Here is a 24,848-nt window from a genome sequence, read left to right on the forward strand (position 1 = left end):
GCCGATCGGTCAGATCGCCCGGCGGTACGCGGCCCAGCGCCGGGCGGCGTCGCGCAGGCCGTGGGTCCAGAAGTTGGGGTTGCGGGTAGCGGTGGCGGTCCATTCGGCGGCCAGCGCCGTCGCGAACGTTCGCAGATCGGACGCGCCGGCGCGATGCCAGGCCGGTACCCGGGCGGCCCAGCGCTCGGCGGCGGCCGGTTCGTGACCGGCGAAGATCAGCCAGACCATCCAGCATCCCGGGTCGATCCAGGACGCGCCGCGGGTGGCCCACGGCCAGTCGACCAGCCGGGCCCCGGCCTCGCCGACCAGCACATTGCTGTAATTCCAGTCGGTGTGCAGCAGCGTCACGCCGGCGAACCGGGCGCCCTCGCCGGGATCCTCGAGATAGGCGCCCCAGCGCACCTCGGCGTCCTTCAGTTCGAGGTCGGGGGACAGGGCAGGCGCCCCAGCGCGGCCATCGCCGCGGCGGTGGCCGCGAGGTCGCTGTCCACCCGGTAGTCGGCGAAATGCCCTGCGACATACTCGAATCCGAGCAGATCCCAGCCGCCGGCCGCGATCTGCCAGTGCAGCCGGGGTCCGATCGGGCCGACATGCGGGCCGAGCACGGCCTCGCGGTGCTGGGTCCACACCTCCGGGTCGTCGATGCGCATGCCCTTCACGAAGGTCCGCCCGGCGTCGGTCTCGATCACCGCGGCGAGATGGCTGCTGAACCCCGCGATGATCGACTCGGCGCGCCGGACCGGCCCCGTCAGCGCCTCCACCGCGGCCCGGGTGACCTCGGGTAGCTGTTCCCAACTGCGCCGCTGCGCCGAGAACTGCGCCCGATCGACTGTCACCACGAACATCTACCGCGAAACGGCCACGCTAGCAAGCGAACTCGAATACCGAGACGAAGCTGTTCGTGCAGGTGAGCGTGCATTGTGTAAGCGCACCGCCCGCCTCGGCGGGCGGGCGGGGGCGGCCCGCCGCACGGGGTGGTTTACGGCTCGGCGTGCGTGCAAATGCGGGAACGAGAACGATTGCTTCCGGACATCGCTCGATGGCTGGACGGATAACGGAATGGGATATGCCGCAAGGATATTCGTGAAAATCGGGTGAGGGCCGATCACGCCGGTGAGTGATTCGTCGCGCCGCGGCGGTGACAGCGCGCGCATAGCGTGGCAGACTGTATCCAGGTTGAGACTACAGCCGACCCTGGTTCGCACGCGGAGGCCGTTCGCGTGAGCCGGCGACAGACGGTCAGTAGGAACACCGGCTGTTCACCGGCCCGCTCGGGTCATGATCTTCACGTCGGACAGGGCAAGCCCATTGCACGGGAGGCTCTAGTTATGTCTGCGATTGCCGTTCTCCAACGTCAAACCGATGCGGCGAATCCGGATGGTGTCGGGCCGTCTCCGGCACACGTTCGCGATCAGCGGCGGCACTATACGGTCGTTCGCGTCGAGGGCGAGCTGGACGCCGCCGTGGCCGCGATGTTCGGCAAGTCCCTCGACCAAGCCGTCGGCTCCAGCACCCACGCGGTCGTCCTCGATCTGCGCCGCACCCGATTCCTGAGTATCCGATCGGCGCGGTCGCTGGCCGCCGCCAAGACCGCCGCCGCCCAGGCCGGTGTCGACCTGCGTCTCGTCTGTGGCCGCGAGGAGATCGAGCGCGTACTGGAGATCACCGGTACGCGCCCGCTGTTCCGCTTCTACGCCACCATGCAGTCCGCGCTGGAGACCTAGTCGGCGGAGTCTTACCGCGGGATCGAGCCGGGCTCGGTCCCGCGGATCCGCGGCGAGTGGGGCTCGCCGGGTTTCGGGGCGGGGGCTCGGGGTATGCGCGCAGTGAACGGCCTCCCGAGCAGAAAGGTTCGCCCGTGGATTCGCGATCCGAGTCGTCGGCGGCGGTGCGGATGACGGATCGTGGGGTGCTGCGGGGAGGCGGCACCGACGAAAAACCGGAGAACGACCGACCGGCGGTGTACGGCCGGGCCACGGCTGCCGATATCGTGCAGGCGAAGCCGACCGGCGCGCAGGTCCGTCATGCCGTGTACACGGCCGCGTTGCACACCGATCCGTATCCGACCTACATCCGGGAGGAATACGTCGGATCATGGACCTGAAGTCGAACGGTTGGCGCAACGGTCGGGGTCCGTGGGTCCCCGCCGGGTTCACCGGTTGGGAGGAGAGGCAAGTGTCGATGAGCGAATGGGTTTCGAGGTCCCCCGTGCAGACATCGAGTGTGGGTATCCGGGTGCCGGCCGACTTGAATCAGCTCACCATGTTGCGCGCGCTCGCGGAAACGGTGGCGCTGATCGCGGATTTCGCGCTGGACGAGGTGACCGACATCCGGGTCGCGCTGGACGAGATCGCCACCGCGTTGATCGCGGAGGCGGTACCCGACTCGGAGATCGACTGTGCGTTCGCCGCCGACGATGCCGCGATGGCGGTGCGGGTTTCCGGCCTCGCCGCGGTCGACGACGCGCTCGACGAGGACGGGTTCGGCTGGCACGTGCTACAGACCATCACCAATTCCATCACCGCGCGGACGGAATCATTCGATGCGGACGGCAACGGATATCCCGTCGTCGTCGAGTTCACCCGGGCGCGAGGTGAGGCCGATGGCGGATGAACGCGGACGGCGTCACCGCGGTGGTGACAGCTACGACAACATCGAACCGGAATTCCAGGCGCTGGCGGCGCTCGGAGAGCACGACGCGCAGCGGGAGGCATTGCGCGAGAAGATCATCGGGCTCTGCCTGCCGCTGGCCGACCACATCGCCCGGAAGTTCTCCGGGCGCGGCGAGAACTTCGACGATCTGCTGCAGGTGGCCCGGGTCGGGCTGGTCCAGGCGGTGGACCGCTTCGACGTGACGCGGGGCTCGTCGTTCCTGTCGTTCGCCGTGCCGACCATCATGGGCGAGGTCCGCCGGCATTTCCGCGACAACACCTGGGCGGTGCGGGTTCCCCGGCGCACCAAGGAGATCCAGCTGTCGATCGGCGGCGCCATCGATGATCTGGCGCAGCGGCTGGGCCGGCTGCCGAAGGCCCGGGAGATCGCCGCCGAACTCGAGGTGGACCTGGTGGAGGTCACGCAGGCCTTGATCGCGGGCAACGCCTACCAGCTGTCCTCGCTGGAGTCGGTCTCCGGTGACGACGGCGAGAACACGCCGCTGCCGCTGCGCGAGGTGCTCGGCGAGGCCGAGCCGCGCTACGACCGGGTCGAGGAGTTCATGGCCGTCAAGCCGCTGATCGCCGACCTGCCCGAACGCGAGCAGCAGGTCCTGCTCATGCGCTTCTTCGAGGCAAAGACCCAGACCCAGATAGCCGAAGCACTCGGCATCTCACAGATGCATGTCTCCCGCATTCTCTCCAAGACGCTGACCTGGCTGCGCGACGAGGCCCTGCGCGACTGACGGATTCGCGTCAGCGGGCGGTGGGACCGGGCGGGACAGGATCGTACGGCTCCGGCGGGCGTTCGAAGGTCGGGTTCGGGCCGGGCGGAGTGGGGTGCGGTACCGGACCGGGGAGCGGTGGCTGCGGGTCCGGACCCGCAGCTCGGGATTCGGCCGAGGCGGTTCGGGGTAAGGATCCGGCCGGGGTGGCTCCGGATACGGATTCGGCCGGGGCGGTTCGGGATTCGGGTTCGGCCGGGGTGGCTGGGGATCCGGCGGCTGCCCCGGCAGTGGTGCTACCGCCGTCGGTCGTGGGATCGGATCTTGTTGCGGTGGAAAGGTATTCGACACGGGACCCTGCGGCGGGGGATAGGGGCCGTCCGGTGCGCCGGGGTAGGGCGGGGGCGGTTCGGTGCTGGGCATCGGCCCCTGCGGACCCGGAACCGGGGCGGTGTCCGGGTCGGGCGGGTCGTGGCCGGGCAATGGTTCGGTCGGGCCGGGGCCTGGAAGCGGTTCGGGCGCACCGGAATTCGGAATCGGTCCCTGTGGCCCGAGCTCGGCGACCGGTTCCTGCGGGCCGTGGTCGGGGACCGGATCGCCGACGCCGGGATTCGGGAACGCGTCCGTGGCACCGGGGCCCGGCTGCGGGTCGGGCGGACCGGGGTCGGGTAGGGGGTCCGGCGTGCCCGGTTCCGGGATGGGGCCCGGTGGCTCGGGTACGGGGTCGGGTGGGGGTGTCTCGGGGTTCGGGGGCGAAAACGGGTCCGGGGGAACCGGATCCGTGGGAGTGGGGATCGTCAGTTCGGGGCGTGCGGAGAGTTCGGGGTCGTCGTCGGCGGGCGGCTCGGGATCGCGCCATTCCTCGGCGCGGCTGGAGCGATTGCCGCGGATCGTCCCCTCCAATTCGTGCGCCAGCTGTTCGTCTTGGCGCGGACCGTGCTTGCTGTTTCCCCTGTCCATCTCGTACCTCCTCAACCGTGTCGCAGCAATGCCCCGACACTGTCGGCCGGAGCCTCGTCGCGGCCGGTGACCACGATGTCGGCGCGGGCGGCGCGCGCGGCCGGCGGCAGGGCCTCGTCGGCCCGGCGCATCCGGCTGCGCTGTGGGCCGGTTACCCGGCGATCGCTCGCGCAATCATGCGCATTCGCGGCCCGGGAACCAGCGGGTTTGTGCCCGTGCTCGAGGGGTAGCCGGGGAGCGGAAAGGAGGACCGCATGGCGGAATCTGTCATCGACGACGGCCTGTGGGACGCGTTCCACACGGCGGTGAACATGTCGTCACGGGAACTGCGGGACTGGCTGTACACCGATGCGGCCGGCCCCGAGACCGAGCCGCCGCCGGACCGCGACGGCACGCCGCTGGGACAGCGGGTGCTGGCGATTCTCGGCAAGCGACGCACCGACCTCGACGCGCACGACGCCGCCGAGATGCGCGCCGTGGTCGACCGGGTGCGCGATGCCCGCGGCGACGAGCCGGAACCGGAGGCGGGTCGCCCGCGATGGCGGCACGAACTGATGTCGATCGGTCACGACCCCCTACGCACGGAGTGACAGGAGCCGCGCATGCCCGATTCCGAGGATCGCACGGACGCGGCGCGGTTCGACCCGGCACTGCCGGAGCCCGAGCCCGGCGACGGCTGCCGGGTCACCACCGAGCCCGCCGTGATCCGCTCCTGGGCCGAACACCGCGGCGCCCGCCCCGCGGTCGCGTCCGATCCGGGGCGGCCGGAGGGTCCCGAGCCGTTGCGAATCAATTTTCCCGGTTACCGCGAGGACGGTCTGCGCGAAGTCTCGTGGGACGAATGGTTCCGGCTGTTCGACGATCGGGAGCTGGCGTTCGTGTTCCGCGAACAGACCGCCGAGGGTGGTCCGAGTAGTTTCTACCGGCTCGACAGCCGCGCGAGCGAGCCGTGAACTGTGTTCGGTCCCAAGGACTTCGAGGGCCGTCTATGACAACGACCAGAGCCGGGCGCTCCCGTTCGCGGGCGTAGCGGCGCGGCCGTACTGTAAGCGCATGCGGCGCCGAAGGGCGCCGCCGGTGAACATCGTCGTTCCGAAACGTGCGCTCGCTGGTCAGCAACCCGCCAAAACTCCTGCCGGCGAGCGCCGACCGTCGCACCGTGCGGACGCGGCGAGCGGGAAACCCATGACTCCCTCCTGCTCCGACCCCAACGCGGCTGCCGAGCGGCGGCACGCCCACCGGACGGATACCGCTCATCATCCGTCCGGTGGGCACGTCTTCGGGCTCGTGCCCCGACGGACGGGGGTGCGGTGGGTCAGTGCCAGAGGCTGCGGCAGGGCAGGGGGCGCATGCCGGGCCGCACCTTCGTGTCTATCGTGACCGCCAATCCCGAGTGCACTGCGGCAGCGGCGAATTCCCAGGCCTCCGAGCGGGTGGCAGCGTATTCCAGCACCAGCTCGTCTCCGGGGTCCGGACCGTCGAAGTAGACGGTCACCCGTCGGGTGGGCGCCTCGGTGACGGTGTCGGGAGTGTACATAGCGGTGCTCCTTCTCATCCTTCTGCGCCGTTGCCGGTGCCGATGGATCAGGCAACGGCGCCGAGTTCGAAGGTACGTTCGTGTAACCGCCGCAAACAGATTTCCGCGCGAATTCGTCTCGCAACACAGCCTCATGTCGGCAACCGTTGTGATTTCTCAGGATCTGGGATCCGGTTGGGCATCTGTCACCGGGTTCGAATAGTGTTCTGCGCCATGGGGAAGTTCGCAGTCCGGCGCGCGATGGGTGCGTGCGCCGGTAGCCTGCTGTTGCTGATCGCCGGGGCGGGGGCCGCGGCCGGGACGCCGTTCTATCCGGCCTCCGACCCGGATCCGTTCTATGCCGCGCCGGAGGACGTGGCCGGGCACGAACCGGGTGATATCCTGGGCATCCGCGCATTGCCGCCGTTGCCGATCTTTCCGGACACCGACGTCTGGCTGATCAAATTCCGCTCGACGAATTCTCAGGACGAACCGATCGCGGCCACCACCACCGTGCTGTCGCCGCGCCACCGGGCCACCGACGGGCCGGTGCTGTCGTACCAGACCATCATCAACGGGCTGGGCACCGAATGCTCGGTCTCGCACACGCTCTACACCACCGATCCCGATCTGATGGTGCGCGAGGCGCCCGCCTACAACGTGGTGCTGCAGCGCGGCTGGACTATCGCGCTGCCCGACCACCTGGGGCCACAGTACGCCTACGGCGCAGCCAAATTGGGCGGGCAGATCACGCTGGACGGCATTCGCGCCGTGCAGCGGGTGCAGCAGTTGCGCGTCGAGCACAGCCCGGTGACGATGGCCGGGTACTCCGGCGGCGGCATGGCGACGGCCTGGGCGGCCGCGCTCGCGCCGAAGTACGCGCCGGAGTTGAAGATCGCGGGCGCCGCCGCCGGCGGGGTGCCGATGAATCTGGTGAAGATGCTCGAGGGCCTCGGCTACGGCGCGCATCCGGTCTTCGGGCTGGCCTTCGCCGCCGGTGTCGGGCTGGAACGCGAGTACCCCGACCGCTTCCCGATCTCCGAGCAGCTCAACGACCAGGGCGTGCGGCTCGGGCAGCAGGTCGCCAACGGCTGCACCAACACTCTGCTCACCGCCGGGGCCGGGCGCGGCGCGCTGGACTTCGCGAAGACCACCAAGATGACCGAGGACCCCGAGGCCCGCAAGGTCATCGAGGAGAACAGCCTCGAGCTCTACACCGACAGTGTGCCGAATATGCCGGTGCTCGAATGGCATTCGCCGATCGACGGCCTGGTGCCGGTGGATTCCATCGTCAACACCGACCGGCGCTGGTGCGCGGCCGGGGTCCGGTTGCAGGCCGAGGCGATTCCGGTACCCGACCACCTGACCGCCGCCGTGCTCGGCCTCCCGCAGGTGCTGACCTGGCTGGATGCGCGGGCGCGCGGAGAGGCCGCGCCGAGCAACTGCTGAGTGCGGGTCAGATCGCCGCGACCGCCGCGGCGATCGCCGTGCCGCCCGAGACGAGTTCCAAGGTCTTGCCCGCGGTGTTCGGGGCGGCCAGCAGTTCGGCGATGACGGCGGCGACGTCGGCGCGGGGGACCGCGCCGTAGTCGCCGGGCGGTTCGACCAGACGGACCTCGCCGGTCGCGGGCTCGTCGGTGAGGCGGCCGGGCCGCAGGACGGTCCAGTCCAGGCCGCGGGCGCGCAGGTCGTCCTCGGCCTGGGTCTTGGCGTCGATGTAGGCCGCCCACACCGCATCCCGATCCGGAGCCGGGGGCTTGCCCGCGCCCATGGTGGAGATCTGCACGAACCGGGTGGCCTTCGCCTGCTCCGCGGCCGTGGCCAGGAGGACCGATCCGTCGCGGTCGACGGTGTACTTGCGCTCCGCGGTGCTGCCCGGCCCGGCCCCGGCGGCGAAGACCGCGGCGTCGGCCCCGGCCAGCACGGCCGCGACCGCGTCGGCGGTGGAGTTCTCCAGGTCCAGTACGACCGGCTCCGCGCCGGTGGCCGCCACCTCCTCGGCGTGCGCGGGATTGCGTATGAGGCTCGCGACCTCGTCGCCGCGCCGCGTGAGCAGCCCGGCCAGCAGCAGCGCGATCTTGCCGTGCCCGCCCGCGATAACGATGCGCATGGCTCTCCGTTCCGTCGATGTCGAGGGTCCGCAGCCCGGTGAGCTGCGGCGATCGCAACGCACCGCCATCCTACGGACCGAACGGGCGTCCGGCCGGGGCCGCGGGCTCATGGGCGGCCGACTCCGTTGTTCGGGCGTGACCGCCACGGCGGCGCGGCGCGCGCGGCGTGTCGGCGGGTCTCGAACCGGACTCGCGATGCGCACGAACGAATAAATCACGGCTCCAAGCGATTCCGCGCCGCTACCCTCGAAGAACTCGACCAGGCGGGCCCGGTGTCATGGGACCGGGCCCGCACGGCGGAGGTCGGGTTTTGCGACCTCACATGGGGGTGAGTCATGCGTGGCTGGCGCGTCTTCGTCACTACGGTGCTGATCGTCTGCGGGCCCACTGCGGTCCTCGCGCAGGCGCAGCCGCCGCTGCCGCTTCCGGCGCTGCCCGGCACCCCGGCGCCACCGGGTCTGCCCGGGCCGCCGCAGATTTCGCTGCCCGCCGGGCTGGACGTGCCGGATCTGCAGCAATGGCTCAACGCGGTGGTGCCGCCACCGCCGATCGTCACGCCCCCGCCTCCTCCGCAGGAAGAGGCGGCCGGCGGCGCCGGGCTGTCCCCGGACCTCGTAGGGCTGCAGGACGCCGTGATGCCGAAGCCGGCGGGTGATCCGCTGTTCGATGCCTGGCCGCCGAACCTGGAGACCTTCGCGCCCGGTGATCTGATCGAGGTGCGGGACGTGACCGCGGTGGCGGGGCCGATGCTGCTGGTTCCGGTCCGGCAGGTGCTGCAACTGAAGTTCCGCACCACCGACGCCCACGACGCGCCCTCCTTCGCGACCGCGACGCTGGTCATCCCGGTGGGCCCGGCGGCCGGCAGCCGCCCGGTGCTGGTGAACAATCTGCCCATCGACGCGCTCGGCCGCAAATGCACACCGAGTTACGCGCTGGCGCACGGCTTTTCCCTGGACAACGGCTCCACCGACTACATTCCCCCGACCACCCAGCTGGCGGTGCTGCGCGGCTACGCTGTACTGATCCCCGACCACGAGGGCCCGCGAATGGCCTACGCCGAGCCGTATGTGGCCGGGCACGCGGTGCTGGACTCCGTGCGCGTCGCGCGCAGCCTGCCGCCGGGCGAGTTCGCGGGCAGCCGTTACGTCATGCACGGCTACTCCGGCGGCGCCATCGCGACCCGTGGCGCGGTCGCGCTGATCGACTCCTACGCACCCGAACTCGCACCCGTGATCGTGGGTGCCGCGCTCGGCGGCGTGCCGGTCGATTACGAACTGCTGGGCCGCAGCATGAACGCCAATCTCGCCTCGGGCATCTTCCTGGCCGCCGCCTTCGGTGTCGCCCGGGAACGGCCGGAGATGCTGGCGCGCATGAACAATCTCGCGCGCTGGGCCGCGATCTCCCCACTGAAGGACACCTGCGCGGGCGTGTTCGCGTTGCCGGGCGTGCTGATGCTGCCCATCGACCTGGCCTCCGAGATCCCCGACCCGCTGCACAGCGACATCGCCACCGAGATCTATGACGTCACTCGCATGCAGGACATGAAATCGGCCGTGCCGCTGTACATCTACAACGGCGAGCAGGAATGGTGGATCCCCGCCGAGGGCGCCCGCACCCTGTTCCGCGAGCAGTGTCACCTGGGCGTGCCCGCGGTATACCGCAGCGTGCTCGGCGAACACATCATCGCCGCCGGGGTGGGTTACCCGGACGCGATGAACTGGGTGGATCAGCGATTACGGGGAGTTTCGGCACCGAACGAGTGCTGAAATTCCGGGCCCTTTCCCGGCGTCAATTTGTGTGCCGCCCCTAGGCGTACGACCCGGCCTTCATGAATTGTCATCGGATTCAAGCCGATTCGCCGGAGCGCGGTTTCGTGGCCGTACCGTGATATGAGTGCGGCGCCGGTGTTTGCGCGGTCGGCGCCGCGCCTGGCATCGGCGCGCCGCACCCGGACAGGAAGGAGGGCGCCGGTTCGGTAGCCGGGCCAGCCATCGTCGGGCGGTTGCCCCGAAAGACAGGACCGCCCGCCGGCGCACCGCCGCACCGCGGCATGTGGACTACCAACCCCCTCCGTTGCACGGTGCGAGTGCGCAGCAGTGGATCGATCCGCCGGGCGCGACCTCACCCCTGGCGCCCGGCGGGTACACGCCGCGGTCACGACATTTCTGGAGCGACCCGATGACATCTTCCGCACCGGTCCTGAGCCCCCCGCCCAGCCGCACCGTCGCGTCCCCCGAGCCGCCCACCGACGCCGCACCGCCGGGCCTGCTGGCGACGAAGCTGGCCGAACACTTACGCGCCCGCCCGAAATCCGGCCCCGACACCGCGGGACTGACCGCCGGTGTGCGCGACTGCCTGGTCCTGACGCTGCGCGCGCTGTCCGACCCCGGCCCGCGCGAGGCCGCGCAGCTGGCGGAGCTGGTCGGCCGCGCCGCCGAATGGGCCCGCGAGGGCATCGACCTGGACACCGTACTGCGGACCTACCACGAGACGGTCCGCCGCGGTTTCGAGCAGGTCGCCGCCGAACAGCGGTGCGGCCCAGCCGAATTGCTGGCCGGTACCGAGGAAATGCTGCGCCTGCTGGAGACCGTCACCGTCGCCACCTCCTCGGCGTACCTGGACGAACACCGGCTGGCGGCCCGCCATCACCAAACGGCCGCACAGACTCTGGTGACGGCCCTGCTCAGCGGCCACGGCCGCGAGGCGCTGGCGCGCCGCACGGGCATCACCGTGGCGGGCACGTATCAGGTGGTGGCACTGGCGATTCCGCCGCATCCCGGCGAGCGCGACCCGCGGCTGAACACCGAGGGCGTGGCCCGGCGCAAGCTGCGGCGGTTGCAGAGCGCCCTGGCGCCGGTACTCGGCTCGCGGGCGTTGTCGCTGCTGTCGGTGGACGGCGGCACCATCCTGGTTCCGGTGGAGGATCCCACGGCGCTCAACGGCGGGCTCGCGATGACCGCCGACACCCTCGACGTGCTCTCCGCGGCGGCCTCGGTGCCGCTGACCGCGACGGTCGTCACCGGCGCCACCGAGGACATCCCCGAACTGGCCGAGCAGGCCCGGGAACTGCTGGAACTGGTACGCGCACTGGGCCGTTCGCCCGGCCTGTACCGGATGGTCGACGTGGCCGTGGAGTACCAGATGACCCGGCCGGGCCCCGCGCGCGAACATCTCGCCGCGGTGCTCGACCCGCTGACGCCGCACCCGGAGCTGGTGGAGACACTGCGCGCGTTCCTGCGCAGCGGGCTGGACCGCCGCGCCACCGCCGGGCAGCTGCACATCCATCCCAACAGCGTCTCGCACCGCCTCCGTCGCATCGAACGTCTCGCCGGCCTGAACCTCTCGCACCCGGACAGCATCTCGCGCGCCAGCCTGGCGCTACTGGCCTTCGAACTCGCGGAGGTCTGAGGCGCGGGCGGCCTTCGAACCCGCCGAATCCCGGGCGTCTCCTGGCCGGGGCGTGGGCCGTTATCGTCGTCGGAAGCCCCCGGCCCGGACCCGTCCGGGCTGGGGGCCTCGGCTGATCCCGGGCCGGGAAAGATTCCGGCGGGTTATTCCGTGGGCCCGAACCGTTCGAGCAGTAGGGGCGGGAGTGCGTCGGGCGTGACCGTTCCCACCACCGGCACCCCGGCGTCGGCGAATATCGCTGTCGCGCGCGGCATGTGGTCGGCGGAGGTGACCAGTACGGCGTCGCCGGTGCCCAGTCCGCGCATGAGTTCCGCCGAGTTGGCGGCGTTCGCGCGGGTGTCGGTCGCGGCGGGCTCGATGTGGACGCGGTCGGCCGCGATGCCGCGGTCCACGAGCCAGCGGGCCATGGCGTCGGCCTCGGTGACACCGCCGCGCGGATTGCCGCCGGTCACGATGACCGGTGACTGCGGCGAGACCACGGCCTGCACGAAACCGGCCTCCAGGCGGCCGATCAGCTCGGGCCGCATCCGCCCGTCCGGTTCCAGCCCATACCCCAGCACCACGATGGCGGTACCGGGCCCGTGCGGGAGCGGCAGGGGCGTGCCGGGTTCGACGCCGCCCAGCGAGCCGATCACCGCGGCGACGGTGTCGACGATCGGATCGGCCGGGGCGGCAGGCGCGTTCAGCAATATTCCCGCGGCAAGGGCGGCACCGGCCAACAGGCGGGTACCGGATCGCAACAGTGGGATCGTGGTGTGGGGCATCGGATCTCCCGGAGAGAACCGCCGGCGTCGGCGGAGCGAAATACTACGGAGATGATGCACCCGGTCACTGTGATCGGATCGTGATAAGTTGCAGCGCTGGACAACTCACGGCGCCGATGCGCGCTCATTGTGAATGCGACAGCCCATTGCCGATGTGACGCCGTGCCGCCGCGGATTTCCCTGGTCGTGAACTTTCACTGCGTCCCTGCGCGCCTCTCGTGAGATTTCGAAGACCGTGCTGTAGTTCGTATCCGGCGCCGTTCCGCCGACCTAGCGTTTGAGCGCAGTTCCGGGTCGGCCGAAATCACCACGCGGCACCGGAACTGGAGAACGCTGTGGTTCTGCAGGAAGGCATGGAATGAGACGAAGTACCCGCCGCAGGCCGTTGAGTGCCGCGGTACTCGTAGGAGTCTCGCTGCTCGCAATGGGCTTCGGGGGTGTCGGCGCCAGCGCCGATCCCGCGCCGGTGTCCGGTGAGCAGCAGTTGGCCGATGTGATCGGGCAGGGTTTGAAGGATCCGGCGGCGCGTCCGATCGCTGATACGGGTAGCGCGGGTAGTTCCGGGTCCGCGTGCACGTCGGGTAGTGGGGCGGGGTCGGGGAATGGGTCGGGTGATTGTTATGGGGGTTCGGGGTCGAGTTCGGGGTCCTCGGGTGGGCATTCGTCGGACACGGTGGGGTACGGGCCGGCGTCGTCGGCGTTCCTGGCGGCGTTCGGGTACGGGTTGCTGAATCCGAATGTGGCGCCGCCGGGCAGTAACGACTGGAACTGTAAGCCGACCGCGGCCCATCCCGAGCCGGTGGTGTTGATCCATGGGACGTGGGAGAACGCGTACGACAACTTCGCGTTCGTGTCCCAGCCGATCCATGATGCGGGTCATTGTGTGTTCACGTTCAACTACGGTCAGTCGAATCTGGTCGAGGGTGGCGGGCTGGGGTCGGTGCTGCCGGGGGCGAACGGGACGGGGTTGATCCAGGACTCGGCCAAGCAGATCGCGGTGTTCGTGGATCGGGTGCTGGCGGCGACGGGGGCGCAGAAGGTGAACATCGTCGGGCATTCGCAGGGTGGGGCGGTGTCGCGGCAGTATCTGAAGTTCGAGGGTGGGGCGTCGAAGGTGGATCATCTGCTGACCTTCGGTGCCACCAATCACGGCACCACGCTGGATGGGATCGGTGCGCTGGGGCGGGCGATCAACAATTTCGGGATCGATGTGCTGGGTCTGGTGGAGATCTTCGTGGGGCATTCGGGGATTCAGCAGACGGTGGGTTCGGATTTCGTCAACGCGTTGAATGCGGGTGGTGACACGGTGCCGGGGGTGGATTACACGGTGGTCGGTACCCGCTACGACGAGGTGACCACTCCGTATGATCTGACGTTCCTCACCGCGGGTCCGGGTGCGACGGTGCGTAACATCACCCTGCAGGACGGGTGTGAGCAGGACCTGTCGGACCATTTGACGTTGATGTACTCCCCGCGGGTGCTCTCGATCATCCTCAACACCCTCGACCCGTCACAACCACTGGTCTGCACCTTCAACCCGTGGCTGATCGGCGGCGGCGGCAAGCTCTGACCATCCGACCGGTGCTCGGCGGGACGCGAATTCCCTGATACCCCAACGCGTCCCGCCGCGCATCGCCCGCCGTCACGTCTGCGCGGGATGGGCTCGCCGGCCCACTCCGTTATCCCGTGCGCGACGGTCACGGACGGCGGCAACCGGCCCGCCGGGCGGTGCACCAACCCACACCGCCCGGCGGGCACCGGCCTGTCCGGCCGCTGAACCACCAGAACAGGAGACTCCCAGATGATCCGGAAACTACTGCGGGGCAGCGTGATTCCCGCTGTCGCCGTCGCGGTCGGCGCCCTGCTGGGGGCGGCGCCGGCCGCGGCGGAGGCCCCGGACGGGTCGGCGGTCACCGGATCGTGGCCGGTCGACGGGCGCACTGTGCAGCTGCGCGTGCACTCGGCGGCGATGAACACCGACTTCATGGTGAATGTGCAGCGCCCGGCCGACGCCGAGGCGCCCGCGCCGGTGCTGTATCTGCTCAACGGCGGTGGGGGCGGCCAGGATACGGCCACCTGGCAGCGCAACACCGACGTGCTGAAGTTCCTCGCGGACAAGCAGACCTACGTCGTGCAACCGGTAGGCGGCAAGTGGAGCTACTACACCGACTGGCGCGCCCCGGACCCGAAACTCGGTGTGTACAAATGGAAGACGTTCCTCACCGAGGAACTGCCGCCGCTGATCGATGCCGAGTTCGCCACCACCGGCGCGAACGCGGTGGCGGGCCTGTCCACCTCGGGCACCTCGGTGCTGCAGCTGCCCATCGCCAAGCCGGGTCTGTACCGGGCGGTGGCCGCCTACAGCGGCTGCGCTCAGACCAGCGATCCGATCGGCCGCCAGTTCGTGAAGCTGTCGGTGGAGACCTGGGGCGGCGGCGACACGGTCAATATGTACGGCCCTGACAACGACCCGATGTGGGCGGACAACGATCCGTACCTGCACGCCGAGGGGCTGCGCGGCCTGCAGCTGTTCATCTCCAGCGGCACCGGCGTGCCCGGCCTGTACGACGTCTACAACGGCAGTCACATGCAGCCCGGTCCGCGCGGTTATGTGAACCAGCTGCTCATCGGCGGAGTCATCGAGGCGGCGGTGGATTACTGCACGCACAATCTGCAGACCCGGCTGGGGCAGCTCGCGATCCCGGCGACCTTCGACTTCGAACCCACCGGCACGCACTCCTGGGGGTACTGGCAGGATGCGCTGAAGCGGTCGTGGCCGGTGCTGGCCTCGGGGCTCGGCGTGCCCGCCTGACCCGGCGGTTGCCAGGTCCCGCGGCGGAATGGTCGTAGACTTTCCGTCGTACAGCCGAGCCGGCGCCGCGCAGGGCAGGCGCCGGGGAATGTCGAAAGTCGGCGTTTCGAACGAGAGCGACAAGGCGGTCGGAGCGGTGCAGATGAGCCGAGCAGAGGGCCTCGAGACAACAACGGACAGCGGGCACGTCCCCAAGCCATGGGACGCCGGGCGCGCGGTGATCGGCGGCGCGCGGTGACGGCCGGCGCGCTCGAGACCGACACGGTGCCCGAGGCCGACATCCGGCGGCCCGCCCTGGACAAGTTCGGCTTCTCCGAATTCCGGCGGACCGCCGTCATCGGGACCGTCCTCGGTGCGGCGGTGACGCGGCGGGTGGTGCGCGGCGGACTGCGCCGCCCGAAACGCCGCCGCGCCATGGCCGACGGCGTGGTCGACGGATTCGAGACGCTCGGCCCGATGTTCGTCAAACTCGGTCAGCTGATCGCCTCCTCTCCCGCGTCGTTCCCCCCGGAGCTGACCGACGCGTGCCTGCGCTGCCTCGACGACGTGCCGCCGTTCCCCGCGGTGGACGCGCGCGCCATCATCGAGGCCGATCTCGGCCGGCCGATCGCGGAGCTGTTCCGGGAATTCGACGACGTACCGCTGTCGGCGGCGTCGGTCGCGCAGGTGCACGGATGCGTGCTGGCCGACGGCCGACCGGCCGTGGTGAAGGTGCAGCGGCCCGATATCGCGCGGCGCATGATCGTGGACCTGCGCGCGGCGTACCGCCTGGCGGGGGTGATGCAGAAGCGTTCGGAGAACGCCCGCGTCGCCAATGCCGAGGGCGTGGTGCGCGACCTGTACGAGACCACCGTCGCCGAGCTGGACTTCCGCAACGAGGCCGACAACCAGACCCGCGCCCGCGCCCACCTGCGCGCCTTCGGTGACAATGCGAGTGTCGTTGTGCCCGAAGTGTATTGGGACTTCTGCGGCCCCCGCGTGCTGTGCATGGAACGCATGCGCGGCATGCCGCTGGACCGCTTCGACGACATCCGCGCCGTGCATCCCGACCCGGAGCTGTTGATCCGGCGCCTGGTGAAGGCGTGGGTGGAAAGCGTTGTGGTGCACGGGCTTTTCCACGGCGACGTGCACGCGGGCAACCTGTGGCTGCTCGAGGACGGCCGGGCGGCCATGCTCGACTTCGGCATCGTCGGCAAGATGAGCCCGCAGTGGCGCGAGTTCGTGGGCGCGCTGTTCCACGCCAGCGCCATCGACGGCGACTTCCGCCCCGTCGCGCGGGCGCTGCGGGAGCTGGATCTGGTCGACGGCGATTCCGGCGACGACGCCACCATCGGGCGGCAGCTGGCGACCGCGCTGGCGCCGGTGCTGTCGGGCAAGCTGGCCCAGCTGGACATGGGCAAGGTGGCCGCCCGCATGGTGGAGTTCGGCAAGCGCCGCGGGGCGTCCGGTCCCGAGCAGCTCATTCTGATGGGCAAGCAGCTCGGGTATTTCGAACGCTATGCGGTGGCCCTGGCGCCCGGCTGGCGCCTGGGCCAGGACCTCTACCTGTTCCGCAACATCTTCCCCGAGGAGGTGGCCGCCAAGGCCGCCGAGCAGGGGATCGATCTGCCGGACTGATCTCGTCGCCGCGTCATTCCACGAATTCGCGGTCGCCGTAACGGATTCGGGCCGGGTCCCAGGCCGCGCCCAGCCGGGTGACGAAGCGCTGGACCAGCGGGAGGTCGGCGAGGTCGGCGATCAGGATCAGGGTGTGGTCCTCGGTGACCGATCCGCCGACGAGGCGGTCGCGGGCCTCCGGGTCGGAGACCAGAGCGTCGTAAAAGCGGGTGACGTCGACGCCGGGTATCTCGACGGTGAATGCGTCGCGTGCGGAGGAGTCGGCGGGCAACGGCTCGAACGTCAGCACCGACTCCTGCCCGAACCGGGTGCGCACCTGATCCGCGACGCGCCGCAGGTCCGGCCCGGCCAGGCAGGCCAGGTGGAAGGCGCGTGACCGCTCATAGGTGGCCCGCTGCTGCGTGTCGGACCAGAACACGCCGCTCACCAGTGTCGAGCCGATCGGCAGGGTGAGCTGTCGCAGCGCGATCCCGTCGACCTGGAGTTCGAAGAGTTCCAGCCGGTCGCGCAGCCGGGCATCACCCGGATCGGTGATGGTGGCCGTGTTGTCGGTGGCGAACAGCTCCGCCTCGGGCCGCAGCGGATCACCCGCCGCACAATCGGCCGGACCCGCGTGCGCCGGTGCCGCCACGACACCAACCCCGACCGAAATCGCCAGTGCCGCAAAAACTCCCGCAATCCGTGTGCCGTTCATACGCCCTCCTCGTCGTCCCGCACGATATTCGATCCCTCGCCCGCCTCCCGTGTGGATTCTATGGCGCGAACACTCCATTCCGGATCACCGAATCCTCGGACGCGCGGGGGATACCTCGGCAAACCTCGATCCACGACACCGGCGGAATATGCTCGGTCCGAGCCGGATACCGCCTGGCGACCACCGAAAGGGGCGTGCCGCATGACCGATCCCGATCTGACCGAGCTGCGGACCCGCGCGGCAGGCGGGGACAGCGACGCGATCGCCGAGCTGATCGAGTCGGCCGCCGAGCGCGAGGACCTGGCCGAACTGCGGAACTGGGCCGACCGCGGCTACACCGACGCCGTCGACCAGCTGGTCGAGCTGGCGAGTGAGCGCGACGACGTGGACGAACTACGCCATCTGGCCGACCAGGGCAGCCACGACGCTGTCGACGCCCTGATCGAACTGGCCGTCGAGCGCGGCGACATGGGCGAGCTGCGCCGCTGGGCCGACCAGGGCAATACCGACGCCGTCGACGAACTCGTCCAGCTGGCCGCCGAACAGCGCGACCTGATCGAACTGCGCCGCCTCGCCGCGGGCGGCAACCGCGACGCCGCCGACGCCCTCGCCGAACTCACCACGGAGTAGGGGAACGGCCGGACGCCGCGAAATTCGTGCTTGAAACCGACGTAACGTCAGGTTCTAGCGTGGAAATCGCACACCGACAGGAGGCGGCAGTGGGCGAGCGAATGTGGCGGATCGGCGAGCTGGCCCGGGAAACCGGGGTGACCGTCCGGGCGCTGCATCACTACGACCGGCTCGGCCTGCTGCCGCCGTCATCGCGAACGTCGGGCGGGCACCGCTGCTACACCGAGTCCGACGTCCGGCGACTGCATCGCATTGTCGCCTTGCGCGGCTTCGGATTTCCGCTCGAGGAGATCGCGGGGTTGCTCGCGGCCGAACCCGACTCCGACCCCCGGAGCGTGGTCCGGCAGCAGCTCGCCGTCCTCGACGACCGGATCGCACAGGCGGTGGCCCTACGGTCGCGGCTGCTCGGTGTGCTCGGCGGACTCGACGCACAGGTCGAGCCGTCGGCAACGGAGTTCCTGCGATTGATCGAGGAGACGATCCACATGAATCAACCACTGACACAAGAGGAATTCGACCGCATGCGGCAGCGCCGCGCCGAACACACCGCCCGGCTCGGCCCGGCGGAACTCGCTGCCCTGTCCCAGCGACGTGAGGAAGCCGCAGCCGCGCTGAGCCCGGCCGAACGGGAGCGAATGGCGGCCACCCGCCGCCGCCTGCTCCCGCCGTCGATCACAGACTCCGGCCGATGATGACCTTCATGATCTCGTTGGTGCCGCCGTAGATCTTCTGGATGCGGGCGTCGGTGAAGGCGCGGGAGATGGGGTATTCGGCCATGTAGCCGTAGCCGCCGAACAGTTGCAGGCATTCGTCGGCGACGCGGCACTGCTGCTCGGTCAGCCACCACTTCGCCTTCGCGGCGGTGGGGACGTCCAGCTCGCCACGCAGATGCTTGGCGATGCAGTCGTCGGTGAACGCCCAGGCCACACTCTTGATGGTGTCGCATTCGGCCAGCACGAACTGGGTGTTCTGGAACTTGAAGATCGCCTTGCCGAAGGCCTCGCGCTCCTTGGTGTAGGCGACCGTCAGCTCCACCGACTTCTCGATGGCGCCCGCCGCCGCGACGGCGAGGATCAGCCGCTCCTGCGGCAGCTGCTGCATGAGCTGGATGAAGCCGAGCCCCTCGGCGCTGCCGAGCAGGTTCGACTTCGGCACCCGCACGTCGTCGAAGAACAGCTCACAGGTGTCCTGCCCGTGCTGGCCTACCTTCTCCAGGTTGCGCCCGCGCCGGAAGCCGTCACGGGTGGTCTCCACCGCGATGAGCGAAACGCTTTCCGCGCCTTTGCCTTCGCCGGTCTTGGCGGCGACGATCACCAGATCGGCGAGCAGCCCGTTGGAGATGAAGGTCTTGGCCCCGTTGATGACGTAGTCGTCGCCGTCCACGGCCGCCTTGGTGCGGATGTTCTGCAGATCCGACCCCGTGCCCGGCTCGGTCATGGCGATGGCTCCGACGATCTCCCCGCTCGCCATCCTCGGCAGCCAGGCCCGCTTCTGCTCCTCGGTGCCGTAGGAGTTGATGTAGTGCGCGACGATCGTGGAGTGGACCGGGTTGCCGAGGCTGGGCGCCAGGGCCCGGGTCTGCTCGATCGCCACCACGGCCTCGTGCGCGAAAGTGCCGCCGCCCCCGCCGTATTCCTCGGGGATGCTCAGGCACAGCAGCCCGACGTCTCCGGCTTTGTTCCAGACCTCGCGGTCCACGTGGTGCTGGCGGCCCCACCGGTCCTCGTTGGGCGCGCACTCCTTCTCGAAGAACTGGCGCGCCAGCTCGGCCAGCGCGTCCAGATCCTCGTCCATCCACGGTGAACGGTGCAAAGGCACAGCAGAACTCCTCTGTTCGTATGCGTGTCTCCGATGCTGGCCGGGCGGTGGCCGCGCGCCAATGACCGCACCGCTCGTTTCCTTGACCGGACCGCTCGAGTCGCGGGGTTGTGGAGGTGGCGGGCGCTCAGCGCTGGTAGGAGCCGGGCGGGCTGCCGGTCCAGCGCCGGAACGCGCGGGAGAAGGCGCTCGGTTCGGAGAAGCCGAGCCGCCGCGACAGCGCGGCCACGGTCTCCTCACCGCGCACCAGGCTCGCGATGGCGGCATCACGCAGGATCTGCTCGCGGATCTCGCGGGCCGAGGTGTGTTCCTCGCGCAGCTTGCGGCGCAGCGTCGACGGGCTCATCGCCAGCTGTGCGGCGACCTCGTCCAGGGTCGGCCACGCGCCGGTGCGCCCGCGTTCGAGGATGTGGCGCACCCGGGCGCTGAGCGACAGCGAATAGTGGCGGCGGCCGATCACCGCCGACGGGGCGTCGCGCAAGAAGACCAGCAGGTCGTCCTCGTCGCGTACCAGCGGGGCGGTCAGCTGCGCGGCGTCGAACACGAGCGCGGGGGCGGGCGCCGAGAACCGCACGGGCGCACCGAATATCAGATCGTAGTCGTCGAGACCCGAAGGGGGATAGGGGACTTCGACGCGGCGCAGCAGAATCCGGCCGCCGGCGGCCCAGCCCAGGAAGCGGTGGGTGACGGTCAGCATGGTGTCGATGATCAGCCCGACCGGGTTGCGCACCGCGCCGATGTCGAAGGCCAAGCGGGCCAACTCGTCCTCGACGGTCAGCGTCAGCGGCGGAAAGCCGGGCAGCGACTTCTGGAAGCCGACGAACCGCCGGATCGCCGCACCCACGTCCGGGGCGCCGATCAGCGCGAAACAGACCAGCCGGAAGGTGCCGCGCGGCATGGGATGCAGTCCGAGGCCGAACAATTCGTCGTCGGTGGCGCGCCACAGCCGCTGCACCATCCGCACCGTCTGGTCGACGGTGACGCGGGACCGGCCCTCGGCGAGTAGTTCCGGCGAGATACCGGCCGCGCCGAGCATGTCGGCCACGTCCCAGCCGCGCGCCCGCGCGAGTTCGACCATGGCCAGCACCCGCGCGATGGGCAGCGTGTATCCGGCGTCGGTCGAGGTCACCCGCAGACCGTAGCAACCGCGCCGGGGCCGCTATCCGCCGAAGACCTCCTCGACGGAGCGGGCGTCGACGGACCGATCGAGCCAGGTGTTGAGCAGCGTCACGTCGTCGCAGGCGGTGATGCGCTCGCGGGCCGCTTCGGGGACCGTGACGCCGCGGCGCGCCAGGATCCGCAGGATGCTGCCCGCGATCCCTTCGACGCGGCCCTCGACGCGACCTTCGGCCCGCAGCAATTGCGAGGACTCCGAGCGGAAGAACGACAGGTCGGTCATCAACTGCCTCCAGATCCGGGCGGCCGGCGTGCGGCCCAGGCCGAGTTCGGTGAGTTCGGCGAGGATGGCGCGGTCCGTCTCGTCGCCGATCTCTTTCATGGCGGTGGCCAGTGCTGTCAGTATGTCACCGATGCGCGGGTGCTTGGCGTGCGCGATGGCCGCGAGCGAGGCCAGGGGGATGTCCTCGGCCGCCGATTCCTTGTCGGTCAGCACGGGGAGGTTGTTGGGGCCCAGCACCATCGGTCGCACGGTGAGGCTGGGCCAGAGCGGGAGCCCGATGGTCGGCGGCGAGGCGGCCCAGAGCGCGGTCACCTTGTCGTGGCAGACCACCAGGAGAATCACGGGCAGGCGATATTTGCTGTGCGCGTGGGCGACATAGTAGGCCCAGGCGGCCGGTTTGTCCGGATCATCCTGACTCTGCGCCTCGACCAGCAACAGGAACGCGCCCTCGGCCGTGCCGATCCGCAGCAGGCTGTCGACACGGCGCTCGAGCGGCGCGATCTCGGTGAGGTCGGTCGGCATGAGATCGACCGACACGGGGTCGGGGAACGGCAGATCCATGGCGCGGAAGGCGCGGGCGAAAACCCCCGGGTCATGACGGAAGATCCGGTGCATCGCCTCGTGGCGGGAGCTGACCATGCCGATGAGAATAGCTCGAGATTCGAAAATATGTTCGAATTGGCCGGGTCCAGGTCGTGGCGGGTAACGTAAGGCCGGTTCGCTGGAATTGGCCTGACCCCGCGGGGTTGCGAGGAAGGACGGAAGCCGTGAAACGTGGCGTACTGAGGGTCGTGGCAGCACCGATCTTGCCGGTGCTGGTGTTCTTCGTGCCGACCGGTCCGGCGTCCGCGGACCCGCTGTATTTCGAACCCGCTCAGGTCAACGGGCCGGCGGCGGGGTGCTCGGGCAAGGTCACCGCGGAGGTCTCGTCCAGCCGGGGCCAGCAGGCGGGCGAGTTCGCCGACTTCATCGACAGCTCGGCCCGGGTCACGGTGCATTTCACGCCGGACGCCAACCCGCTGGGCTCGCTGTCCGGATCGCCGGGCGGCAACTGCGAGATCCCGACCACCGTGACGATGCGGAACCTGGATACCGGCGCGAGCCAGACCGAGACGCGCAGCACCCAGTACGACGGCCACTATGGTTGGCACGCCGCCTTTTTCACGCTCGACGGCTCGGGCCGAGTCGCGGTCCAGGTGAGCACGAACCCCAACCCGGCCGAACTGGTCATCGACGTGCCCGCCCCGGCCTGACCGGGCTCGCCCCGGAGCGCCGGCCTTCGAGCAGCTCGATCAGGCTGCGGCCCATCGCATCACGGGCCGCCCGCTGGTCCTCGGCGCGAGTGATGGCCAGCGCGGCGGCCGACAGCGACCCGTACAGCACCTGCGCGAGCGCGTCGACATCGGCGGTGACGATGGTCCCGTTCTCGGACAGGGCCGACAACGCCGCCTCGAGCACGCCCTCGACGTGGCGTTCACCGTGTTCCCACCAGTCGACGAACCCGAGCGCCGTCGGACCGTCCCGGAAACAGATCTGCTGATAGGCGGGATCCAGGCAGCGATCCAGAAACGCGTTCAGACCCGCGACGACGGCCTCCCACGGCGTGCTCGCCGAACTCGTCCGCGCCGCGATCGCCGCGACGGTCTGTTCGTCGACCAGCTCGAGGGCGGCCCGGAACAACTCCCGCTTGTTCGAGAAGTGGTGATACAGGGCGCCTTTGGTGACGCGCGCGACCGCGGCGATCCGATCGGTCGAGGTTCTTTCGAACCCGTCGGCAGCGAACAACTTCGCCGCGCTCTCCACCAGTGCCCGCCTGGTGTCCGCCGCATTCTGGTCCCGTCGAGACAACATACTCCGAGTATGTAACATTCTTTCCTTCAGTCTCAACCGCACAGGGCACAGACTTGGCCCGACGATACCCGCGAGACCCAGGGAGAATCTGCGGAAATGACTGTGCGACAAGCCCCTTGGACCGACCTCCGCCGACTGCCCCGGCTGCTGCGGCACAGTTGGCGACGCCACCGATCCGGTGGCGCCGCACTGTCCGACTTCACCGTCACTTCGACGTGGATGAACGGTCCCGCAATAGATTTCGCGGGCCCGTACATGTTCAGCCTGACCCAGTTCACACCGACCAGGGTGGCGGACGTGCTGCCGATCTGGTTAGCCGGAACCAAGCTGTCCGGCCAACTGGTGCGGATCGACGCGGCCGTCGGCGTCCTGACCTACCTCCGCCCCGCCCGGCACGGCCAGGTCGGATCCCTGTCGGTGTGGACCGACGAGACGGGGCTGGCGGAGTTCATGTCGCTGCCGGACCATATCGAGATCATGAACGAATACCGTTCGCGCGGCCTGCCCGTCCGCTCGGCGACCTGGTGGTCCGACCGTCTCGACGCCGACGCCGCCGTCCTCGAGGGCCTACGGTTACTGGACACCCACGACGCCCGGCGAGTCAGCCTGCCGAAGGTCGGTCCGCAGTGACTCCCGTTCCGGCACACCGGATTCGACCAGAATCGCGGCGAGTAGGTCGCGAGATCGGGCGAGATGCGCAGCGAGGGTGTCCATTCGGTCGATCTCGGACCGCAGGATCGCCACGACTTCGTCGCAGGGTTCGATGCGCGGGGTGCTGTCGCGGGTGCACGGCAGTACCCGGCTGATGACGTCGGTGGTCAGTCCCGCCGCCAGCAGGGCGCGAATTCGCAGTACCGTTTCGGCGGCGGAGTCGTCGAAGCTCCGATAGCCGTTGCCGTGTCGTGCCGCGGTCAGTAATCCCTGCTGTTCGTAGTGGCGCAACGCCCGGGGGCTGGTTCCGGTCCGCCGCGCGAGTTCACCGATCCGCATATCGCTCACCTTGACCTTGACGCTGGTGTCAATGTTTACCGTAGCCGCATGCAGATCGGAATCTTCACCGGTGTCACCGACGAGAGCATCGGCCCCGGTGAGCTTGCCCAGGCAGTGGAGGATCGCGGCTTCGAGTCGCTGTTCGTGGCCGAGCACACCCATATCCCGGTAACCGTCACCACGCCCTATCCCGGCGGAGGCGAGATCCCGCGGGACTACTACCGCAATTTCGACCCGTTCGTCTCGCTGGCGTTCGCCGCCGCGCGGACCGAGCGATTGCGGATCGGCACCGCGGTGACGCTGGTCGTCCAGCGTGACCCGATCGTGCTCGCCAAAGAGGTGGCCAGTCTGGACGCCGCGTCGGGCGGACGGTTCGAACTCGGCGTCGGTGTCGGCTGGCTGCGTGAGGAAATGCGCAATCACGGCACCGACCCCCGGACCCGCGTCGCGTTGCAGCGCGAACGGCTGCTGGCGATGACCGCGATCTGGACCGAGGAGCAGGCCGAATTCCACGGCGAGTTCGTGGATTTCGGCCCGCTGTATTCCTGGCCGAAACCGGTGCAGCGGCCGCGCCCACCGGTGTGGCTGGGCGGGTGGGGACCGTCCACCCACGAACGCATCCTCGACCACGCCGACGGCTGGCTGGCTCCGGTCGGCATTCCGCTCGACGAACTGGCGAAGGGAATCGCCGAGCTTCGCCGCTTGGCCGAGGACCGTGGCCGGGCGCCTGTACCGGTCATCGCGACGGTATTCGACCCGCGGCCCGGCGACCTGAACCGATTGGCGGAGTTGGGTATTCACCGCACGCTGCTCGGCATCATCCCGGTCATGCCACGCGACGCGGCCCTTCGCGAACTCGACCGATTCGCCGAGATAAACCGGAATACGTAACCGCGCCAGTC

The 24,848-nt window shown here is 69.6% G+C and carries 29 protein-coding genes; 18 read left to right on the plus strand and 11 right to left on the minus strand.

The genetic code is table 11. The annotated features are described in order from the left end of the window. Positions 1–9: 9 nt before the first annotated feature. Both ACFMRZ_RS01385 and ACFMRZ_RS01390 read right to left on the minus strand, forming a co-directional pair. Positions 10–402 carry a hypothetical protein gene (locus ACFMRZ_RS01385; protein WP_400177543.1) on the minus strand — a complete coding sequence of 131 codons (393 nt, stop codon included), beginning with the start codon at positions 400–402 and terminating at the stop codon, positions 10–12. A gap of 11 nt (positions 403–413) precedes the next feature. After that, positions 414–836, minus strand: a complete 423-nt coding sequence (locus ACFMRZ_RS01390; protein WP_400177544.1) for a hypothetical protein — start codon at positions 834–836, stop codon at positions 414–416. A gap of 492 nt (positions 837–1,328) precedes the next feature. Here ACFMRZ_RS01390 and ACFMRZ_RS01395 point away from each other — a divergent pair, with 492 nt between their 5' ends. The 6 genes from ACFMRZ_RS01395 (at position 1,329) to ACFMRZ_RS01420 (ending at position 5,289) form a co-directional block, all read left to right on the plus strand. Further along, positions 1,329–1,724, plus strand: coding sequence for an STAS domain-containing protein (locus tag ACFMRZ_RS01395; RefSeq protein WP_400177545.1), 396 nt, complete (start codon positions 1,329–1,331; stop codon positions 1,722–1,724). Positions 1,725–1,858: 134 nt separating this feature from the next. Beyond that, positions 1,859–2,104, plus strand: a complete 246-nt coding sequence (locus tag ACFMRZ_RS01400) for a hypothetical protein (protein WP_400177546.1) — start codon at positions 1,859–1,861, stop codon at positions 2,102–2,104. A gap of 104 nt (positions 2,105–2,208) precedes the next feature. Next, positions 2,209–2,613: an anti-sigma factor gene (locus tag ACFMRZ_RS01405; protein ID WP_400177547.1), complete on the plus strand. Its 405-nt coding sequence runs from the start codon at positions 2,209–2,211 to the stop codon at positions 2,611–2,613. Further along, on the plus strand, positions 2,603–3,397 hold the full coding sequence (locus ACFMRZ_RS01410) for an RNA polymerase sigma factor SigF (protein WP_400177548.1): 795 nt from the start codon (positions 2,603–2,605) through the stop codon (positions 3,395–3,397). The genes ACFMRZ_RS01405 and ACFMRZ_RS01410 overlap by 11 nt, the downstream gene beginning before the upstream one ends. 1,193 nt (positions 3,398–4,590) lie before the next feature. Then, positions 4,591–4,926, plus strand: a complete 336-nt coding sequence (locus tag ACFMRZ_RS01415) for a DUF3140 domain-containing protein (protein ID WP_400177549.1) — start codon at positions 4,591–4,593, stop codon at positions 4,924–4,926. A gap of 12 nt (positions 4,927–4,938) precedes the next feature. Next, a complete protein-coding gene (locus tag ACFMRZ_RS01420; RefSeq protein ID WP_400177550.1) occupies positions 4,939–5,289 on the plus strand; it encodes a hypothetical protein in 351 nt (116 codons plus the stop codon). Between the two features lie 362 nt (positions 5,290–5,651). Here the strand turns inward: ACFMRZ_RS01420 and ACFMRZ_RS01425 are convergent, their stop codons facing one another. Next, positions 5,652–5,873 carry a hypothetical protein gene (locus ACFMRZ_RS01425; protein WP_280276444.1) on the minus strand — a complete coding sequence of 74 codons (222 nt, stop codon included), beginning with the start codon at positions 5,871–5,873 and terminating at the stop codon, positions 5,652–5,654. A gap of 213 nt (positions 5,874–6,086) precedes the next feature. Between ACFMRZ_RS01425 and ACFMRZ_RS01430 the strand changes: the two genes are divergently transcribed. Further along, the gene (locus tag ACFMRZ_RS01430; protein WP_400177551.1) at positions 6,087–7,301 is read left to right on the plus strand and encodes a lipase family protein; all 1,215 of its coding nucleotides are present in this window, start codon (positions 6,087–6,089) and stop codon (positions 7,299–7,301) included. Between the two features lie 7 nt (positions 7,302–7,308). Here the strand turns inward: ACFMRZ_RS01430 and ACFMRZ_RS01435 are convergent, their stop codons facing one another. Continuing rightward, complete coding sequence (locus tag ACFMRZ_RS01435; protein WP_400177552.1) at positions 7,309–7,962, minus strand: SDR family oxidoreductase; 654 nt, start codon at positions 7,960–7,962, stop codon at positions 7,309–7,311. A gap of 336 nt (positions 7,963–8,298) precedes the next feature. Between ACFMRZ_RS01435 and ACFMRZ_RS01440 the strand changes: the two genes are divergently transcribed. Both ACFMRZ_RS01440 and ACFMRZ_RS01445 read left to right on the plus strand, forming a co-directional pair. Then, the gene (locus ACFMRZ_RS01440) at positions 8,299–9,729 is read left to right on the plus strand and encodes a lipase family protein (RefSeq protein ID WP_400177553.1); all 1,431 of its coding nucleotides are present in this window, start codon (positions 8,299–8,301) and stop codon (positions 9,727–9,729) included. 412 nt (positions 9,730–10,141) lie between these two features. Next, positions 10,142–11,371 (plus strand): PucR family transcriptional regulator, encoded by a 1,230-nt coding sequence (locus tag ACFMRZ_RS01445; RefSeq protein WP_400177554.1) that lies wholly within the window; start codon positions 10,142–10,144, stop codon positions 11,369–11,371. 143 nt (positions 11,372–11,514) lie between these two features. On the opposite strand, the gene ACFMRZ_RS01450 is transcribed toward ACFMRZ_RS01445, so the two are convergent. After that, on the minus strand, positions 11,515–12,135 hold the full coding sequence (locus ACFMRZ_RS01450) for a YdcF family protein (protein ID WP_400177555.1): 621 nt from the start codon (positions 12,133–12,135) through the stop codon (positions 11,515–11,517). A gap of 358 nt (positions 12,136–12,493) precedes the next feature. On the opposite strand from ACFMRZ_RS01450, the gene ACFMRZ_RS01455 reads away from it, so the two are divergent. The 4 genes from ACFMRZ_RS01455 to ACFMRZ_RS01470 all read left to right on the plus strand — a co-directional run bounded on the left by ACFMRZ_RS01455 (position 12,494) and on the right by ACFMRZ_RS01470 (position 16,564). Beyond that, complete coding sequence (locus ACFMRZ_RS01455) at positions 12,494–13,705, plus strand: esterase/lipase family protein (RefSeq protein WP_400177556.1); 1,212 nt, start codon at positions 12,494–12,496, stop codon at positions 13,703–13,705. A gap of 231 nt (positions 13,706–13,936) precedes the next feature. Then, complete coding sequence (locus tag ACFMRZ_RS01460; protein WP_400177557.1) at positions 13,937–14,947, plus strand: alpha/beta hydrolase; 1,011 nt, start codon at positions 13,937–13,939, stop codon at positions 14,945–14,947. Between the two features lie 88 nt (positions 14,948–15,035). After that, the gene (locus ACFMRZ_RS01465) at positions 15,036–15,185 is read left to right on the plus strand and encodes a hypothetical protein (protein ID WP_280270316.1); all 150 of its coding nucleotides are present in this window, start codon (positions 15,036–15,038) and stop codon (positions 15,183–15,185) included. After that, the gene (locus ACFMRZ_RS01470; RefSeq protein ID WP_280365932.1) at positions 15,182–16,564 is read left to right on the plus strand and encodes an AarF/ABC1/UbiB kinase family protein; all 1,383 of its coding nucleotides are present in this window, start codon (positions 15,182–15,184) and stop codon (positions 16,562–16,564) included. Before ACFMRZ_RS01465 ends, ACFMRZ_RS01470 begins: the two co-directional genes overlap by 4 nt. A gap of 13 nt (positions 16,565–16,577) precedes the next feature. On the opposite strand, the gene ACFMRZ_RS01475 is transcribed toward ACFMRZ_RS01470, so the two are convergent. Then, on the minus strand, positions 16,578–17,258 hold the full coding sequence (locus ACFMRZ_RS01475; RefSeq protein WP_400177558.1) for a hypothetical protein: 681 nt from the start codon (positions 17,256–17,258) through the stop codon (positions 16,578–16,580). Between the two features lie 201 nt (positions 17,259–17,459). Between ACFMRZ_RS01475 and ACFMRZ_RS01480 the strand changes: the two genes are divergently transcribed. Both ACFMRZ_RS01480 and ACFMRZ_RS01485 read left to right on the plus strand, forming a co-directional pair. Next, the gene (locus tag ACFMRZ_RS01480) at positions 17,460–17,888 is read left to right on the plus strand and encodes a hypothetical protein (protein WP_280270319.1); all 429 of its coding nucleotides are present in this window, start codon (positions 17,460–17,462) and stop codon (positions 17,886–17,888) included. A gap of 89 nt (positions 17,889–17,977) precedes the next feature. Beyond that, the gene (locus ACFMRZ_RS01485) at positions 17,978–18,580 is read left to right on the plus strand and encodes a MerR family transcriptional regulator (RefSeq protein WP_400177559.1); all 603 of its coding nucleotides are present in this window, start codon (positions 17,978–17,980) and stop codon (positions 18,578–18,580) included. Here the strand turns inward: ACFMRZ_RS01485 and ACFMRZ_RS01490 are convergent. The 3 genes from ACFMRZ_RS01490 to ACFMRZ_RS01500 form a co-directional block, all read right to left on the minus strand. Continuing rightward, on the minus strand, positions 18,561–19,706 hold the full coding sequence (locus ACFMRZ_RS01490) for an acyl-CoA dehydrogenase family protein (RefSeq protein WP_400177560.1): 1,146 nt from the start codon (positions 19,704–19,706) through the stop codon (positions 18,561–18,563). The genes ACFMRZ_RS01485 and ACFMRZ_RS01490 overlap by 20 nt on opposite strands. Before the next feature lie 127 nt (positions 19,707–19,833). Beyond that, positions 19,834–20,835 (minus strand): AraC family transcriptional regulator, encoded by a 1,002-nt coding sequence (locus tag ACFMRZ_RS01495; protein ID WP_400177561.1) that lies wholly within the window; start codon positions 20,833–20,835, stop codon positions 19,834–19,836. 30 nt (positions 20,836–20,865) lie between these two features. Next, positions 20,866–21,744, minus strand: a complete 879-nt coding sequence (locus tag ACFMRZ_RS01500; RefSeq protein ID WP_400177562.1) for a hypothetical protein — start codon at positions 21,742–21,744, stop codon at positions 20,866–20,868. Between the two features lie 152 nt (positions 21,745–21,896). On the opposite strand from ACFMRZ_RS01500, the gene ACFMRZ_RS01505 reads away from it, so the two are divergent. After that, entirely contained in the window at positions 21,897–22,358 is a 462-nt protein-coding gene (locus tag ACFMRZ_RS01505) for a hypothetical protein (RefSeq protein WP_400177563.1), read from the plus strand. On the opposite strand, the gene ACFMRZ_RS01510 is transcribed toward ACFMRZ_RS01505, so the two are convergent. Continuing rightward, positions 22,333–22,956, minus strand: coding sequence for a TetR/AcrR family transcriptional regulator (locus ACFMRZ_RS01510; RefSeq protein ID WP_400177564.1), 624 nt, complete (start codon positions 22,954–22,956; stop codon positions 22,333–22,335). The two genes, ACFMRZ_RS01505 and ACFMRZ_RS01510, sit on opposite strands and share 26 nt — an antisense overlap. A gap of 96 nt (positions 22,957–23,052) precedes the next feature. Between ACFMRZ_RS01510 and ACFMRZ_RS01515 the strand changes: the two genes are divergently transcribed. Then, positions 23,053–23,586, plus strand: coding sequence for a hypothetical protein (locus ACFMRZ_RS01515; RefSeq protein WP_400177565.1), 534 nt, complete (start codon positions 23,053–23,055; stop codon positions 23,584–23,586). Here ACFMRZ_RS01515 and ACFMRZ_RS01520 read toward each other — a convergent pair. Continuing rightward, positions 23,530–23,946 carry a MerR family transcriptional regulator gene (locus tag ACFMRZ_RS01520; RefSeq protein ID WP_400177566.1) on the minus strand — a complete coding sequence of 139 codons (417 nt, stop codon included), beginning with the start codon at positions 23,944–23,946 and terminating at the stop codon, positions 23,530–23,532. The two genes, ACFMRZ_RS01515 and ACFMRZ_RS01520, sit on opposite strands and share 57 nt — an antisense overlap. Before the next feature lie 48 nt (positions 23,947–23,994). Here ACFMRZ_RS01520 and ACFMRZ_RS01525 point away from each other — a divergent pair, with 48 nt between their 5' ends. Further along, positions 23,995–24,837, plus strand: a complete 843-nt coding sequence (locus tag ACFMRZ_RS01525; RefSeq protein ID WP_400177567.1) for an LLM class F420-dependent oxidoreductase — start codon at positions 23,995–23,997, stop codon at positions 24,835–24,837. The last annotated feature ends 11 nt before the right edge of the window (positions 24,838–24,848 follow it).

The sequence above is a fragment of the Nocardia sp. N2S4-5 genome (assembly GCF_044628355.1).
In the GTDB taxonomy this organism is placed as follows: Bacteria; Actinomycetota; Actinomycetes; order Mycobacteriales; family Mycobacteriaceae; genus Nocardia; species Nocardia wallacei_B.

Excerpts from the sequence above, each read along its gene's own strand:
- ACFMRZ_RS01395 (WP_400177545.1), top strand. The coding sequence starts at position 1,329 with ATGTCTGCGATTGCCGTTCTCCAACGTCAAACCGATGCGGCGAATCCG.
- ACFMRZ_RS01410 (WP_400177548.1), top strand. The coding sequence starts at position 2,603 with ATGGCGGATGAACGCGGACGGCGTCACCGCGGTGGTGACAGCTACGAC.
- ACFMRZ_RS01415 (WP_400177549.1), top strand. The coding sequence starts at position 4,591 with ATGGCGGAATCTGTCATCGACGACGGCCTGTGGGACGCGTTCCACACG.
- ACFMRZ_RS01420 (WP_400177550.1), top strand. The coding sequence starts at position 4,939 with ATGCCCGATTCCGAGGATCGCACGGACGCGGCGCGGTTCGACCCGGCA.
- ACFMRZ_RS01425 (WP_280276444.1), bottom strand. The coding sequence starts at position 5,873 with ATGTACACTCCCGACACCGTCACCGAGGCGCCCACCCGACGGGTGACC.
- ACFMRZ_RS01430 (WP_400177551.1), top strand. The coding sequence starts at position 6,087 with ATGGGGAAGTTCGCAGTCCGGCGCGCGATGGGTGCGTGCGCCGGTAGC.
- ACFMRZ_RS01435 (WP_400177552.1), bottom strand. The coding sequence starts at position 7,962 with ATGCGCATCGTTATCGCGGGCGGGCACGGCAAGATCGCGCTGCTGCTG.
- ACFMRZ_RS01440 (WP_400177553.1), top strand. The coding sequence starts at position 8,299 with ATGCGTGGCTGGCGCGTCTTCGTCACTACGGTGCTGATCGTCTGCGGG.
- ACFMRZ_RS01445 (WP_400177554.1), top strand. The coding sequence starts at position 10,142 with ATGACATCTTCCGCACCGGTCCTGAGCCCCCCGCCCAGCCGCACCGTC.
- ACFMRZ_RS01450 (WP_400177555.1), bottom strand. The coding sequence starts at position 12,135 with ATGCCCCACACCACGATCCCACTGTTGCGATCCGGTACCCGCCTGTTG.
- ACFMRZ_RS01455 (WP_400177556.1), top strand. The coding sequence starts at position 12,494 with ATGAGACGAAGTACCCGCCGCAGGCCGTTGAGTGCCGCGGTACTCGTA.
- ACFMRZ_RS01460 (WP_400177557.1), top strand. The coding sequence starts at position 13,937 with ATGATCCGGAAACTACTGCGGGGCAGCGTGATTCCCGCTGTCGCCGTC.
- ACFMRZ_RS01465 (WP_280270316.1), top strand. The coding sequence starts at position 15,036 with ATGTCGAAAGTCGGCGTTTCGAACGAGAGCGACAAGGCGGTCGGAGCG.
- ACFMRZ_RS01475 (WP_400177558.1), bottom strand. The coding sequence starts at position 17,258 with ATGAACGGCACACGGATTGCGGGAGTTTTTGCGGCACTGGCGATTTCG.
- ACFMRZ_RS01480 (WP_280270319.1), top strand. The coding sequence starts at position 17,460 with ATGACCGATCCCGATCTGACCGAGCTGCGGACCCGCGCGGCAGGCGGG.
- ACFMRZ_RS01500 (WP_400177562.1), bottom strand. The coding sequence starts at position 21,744 with ATGGTCAGCTCCCGCCACGAGGCGATGCACCGGATCTTCCGTCATGAC.
- ACFMRZ_RS01510 (WP_400177564.1), bottom strand. The coding sequence starts at position 22,956 with ATGTTGTCTCGACGGGACCAGAATGCGGCGGACACCAGGCGGGCACTG.
- ACFMRZ_RS01515 (WP_400177565.1), top strand. The coding sequence starts at position 23,053 with ATGACTGTGCGACAAGCCCCTTGGACCGACCTCCGCCGACTGCCCCGG.
- ACFMRZ_RS01520 (WP_400177566.1), bottom strand. The coding sequence starts at position 23,946 with ATGCGGATCGGTGAACTCGCGCGGCGGACCGGAACCAGCCCCCGGGCG.
- ACFMRZ_RS01525 (WP_400177567.1), top strand. The coding sequence starts at position 23,995 with ATGCAGATCGGAATCTTCACCGGTGTCACCGACGAGAGCATCGGCCCC.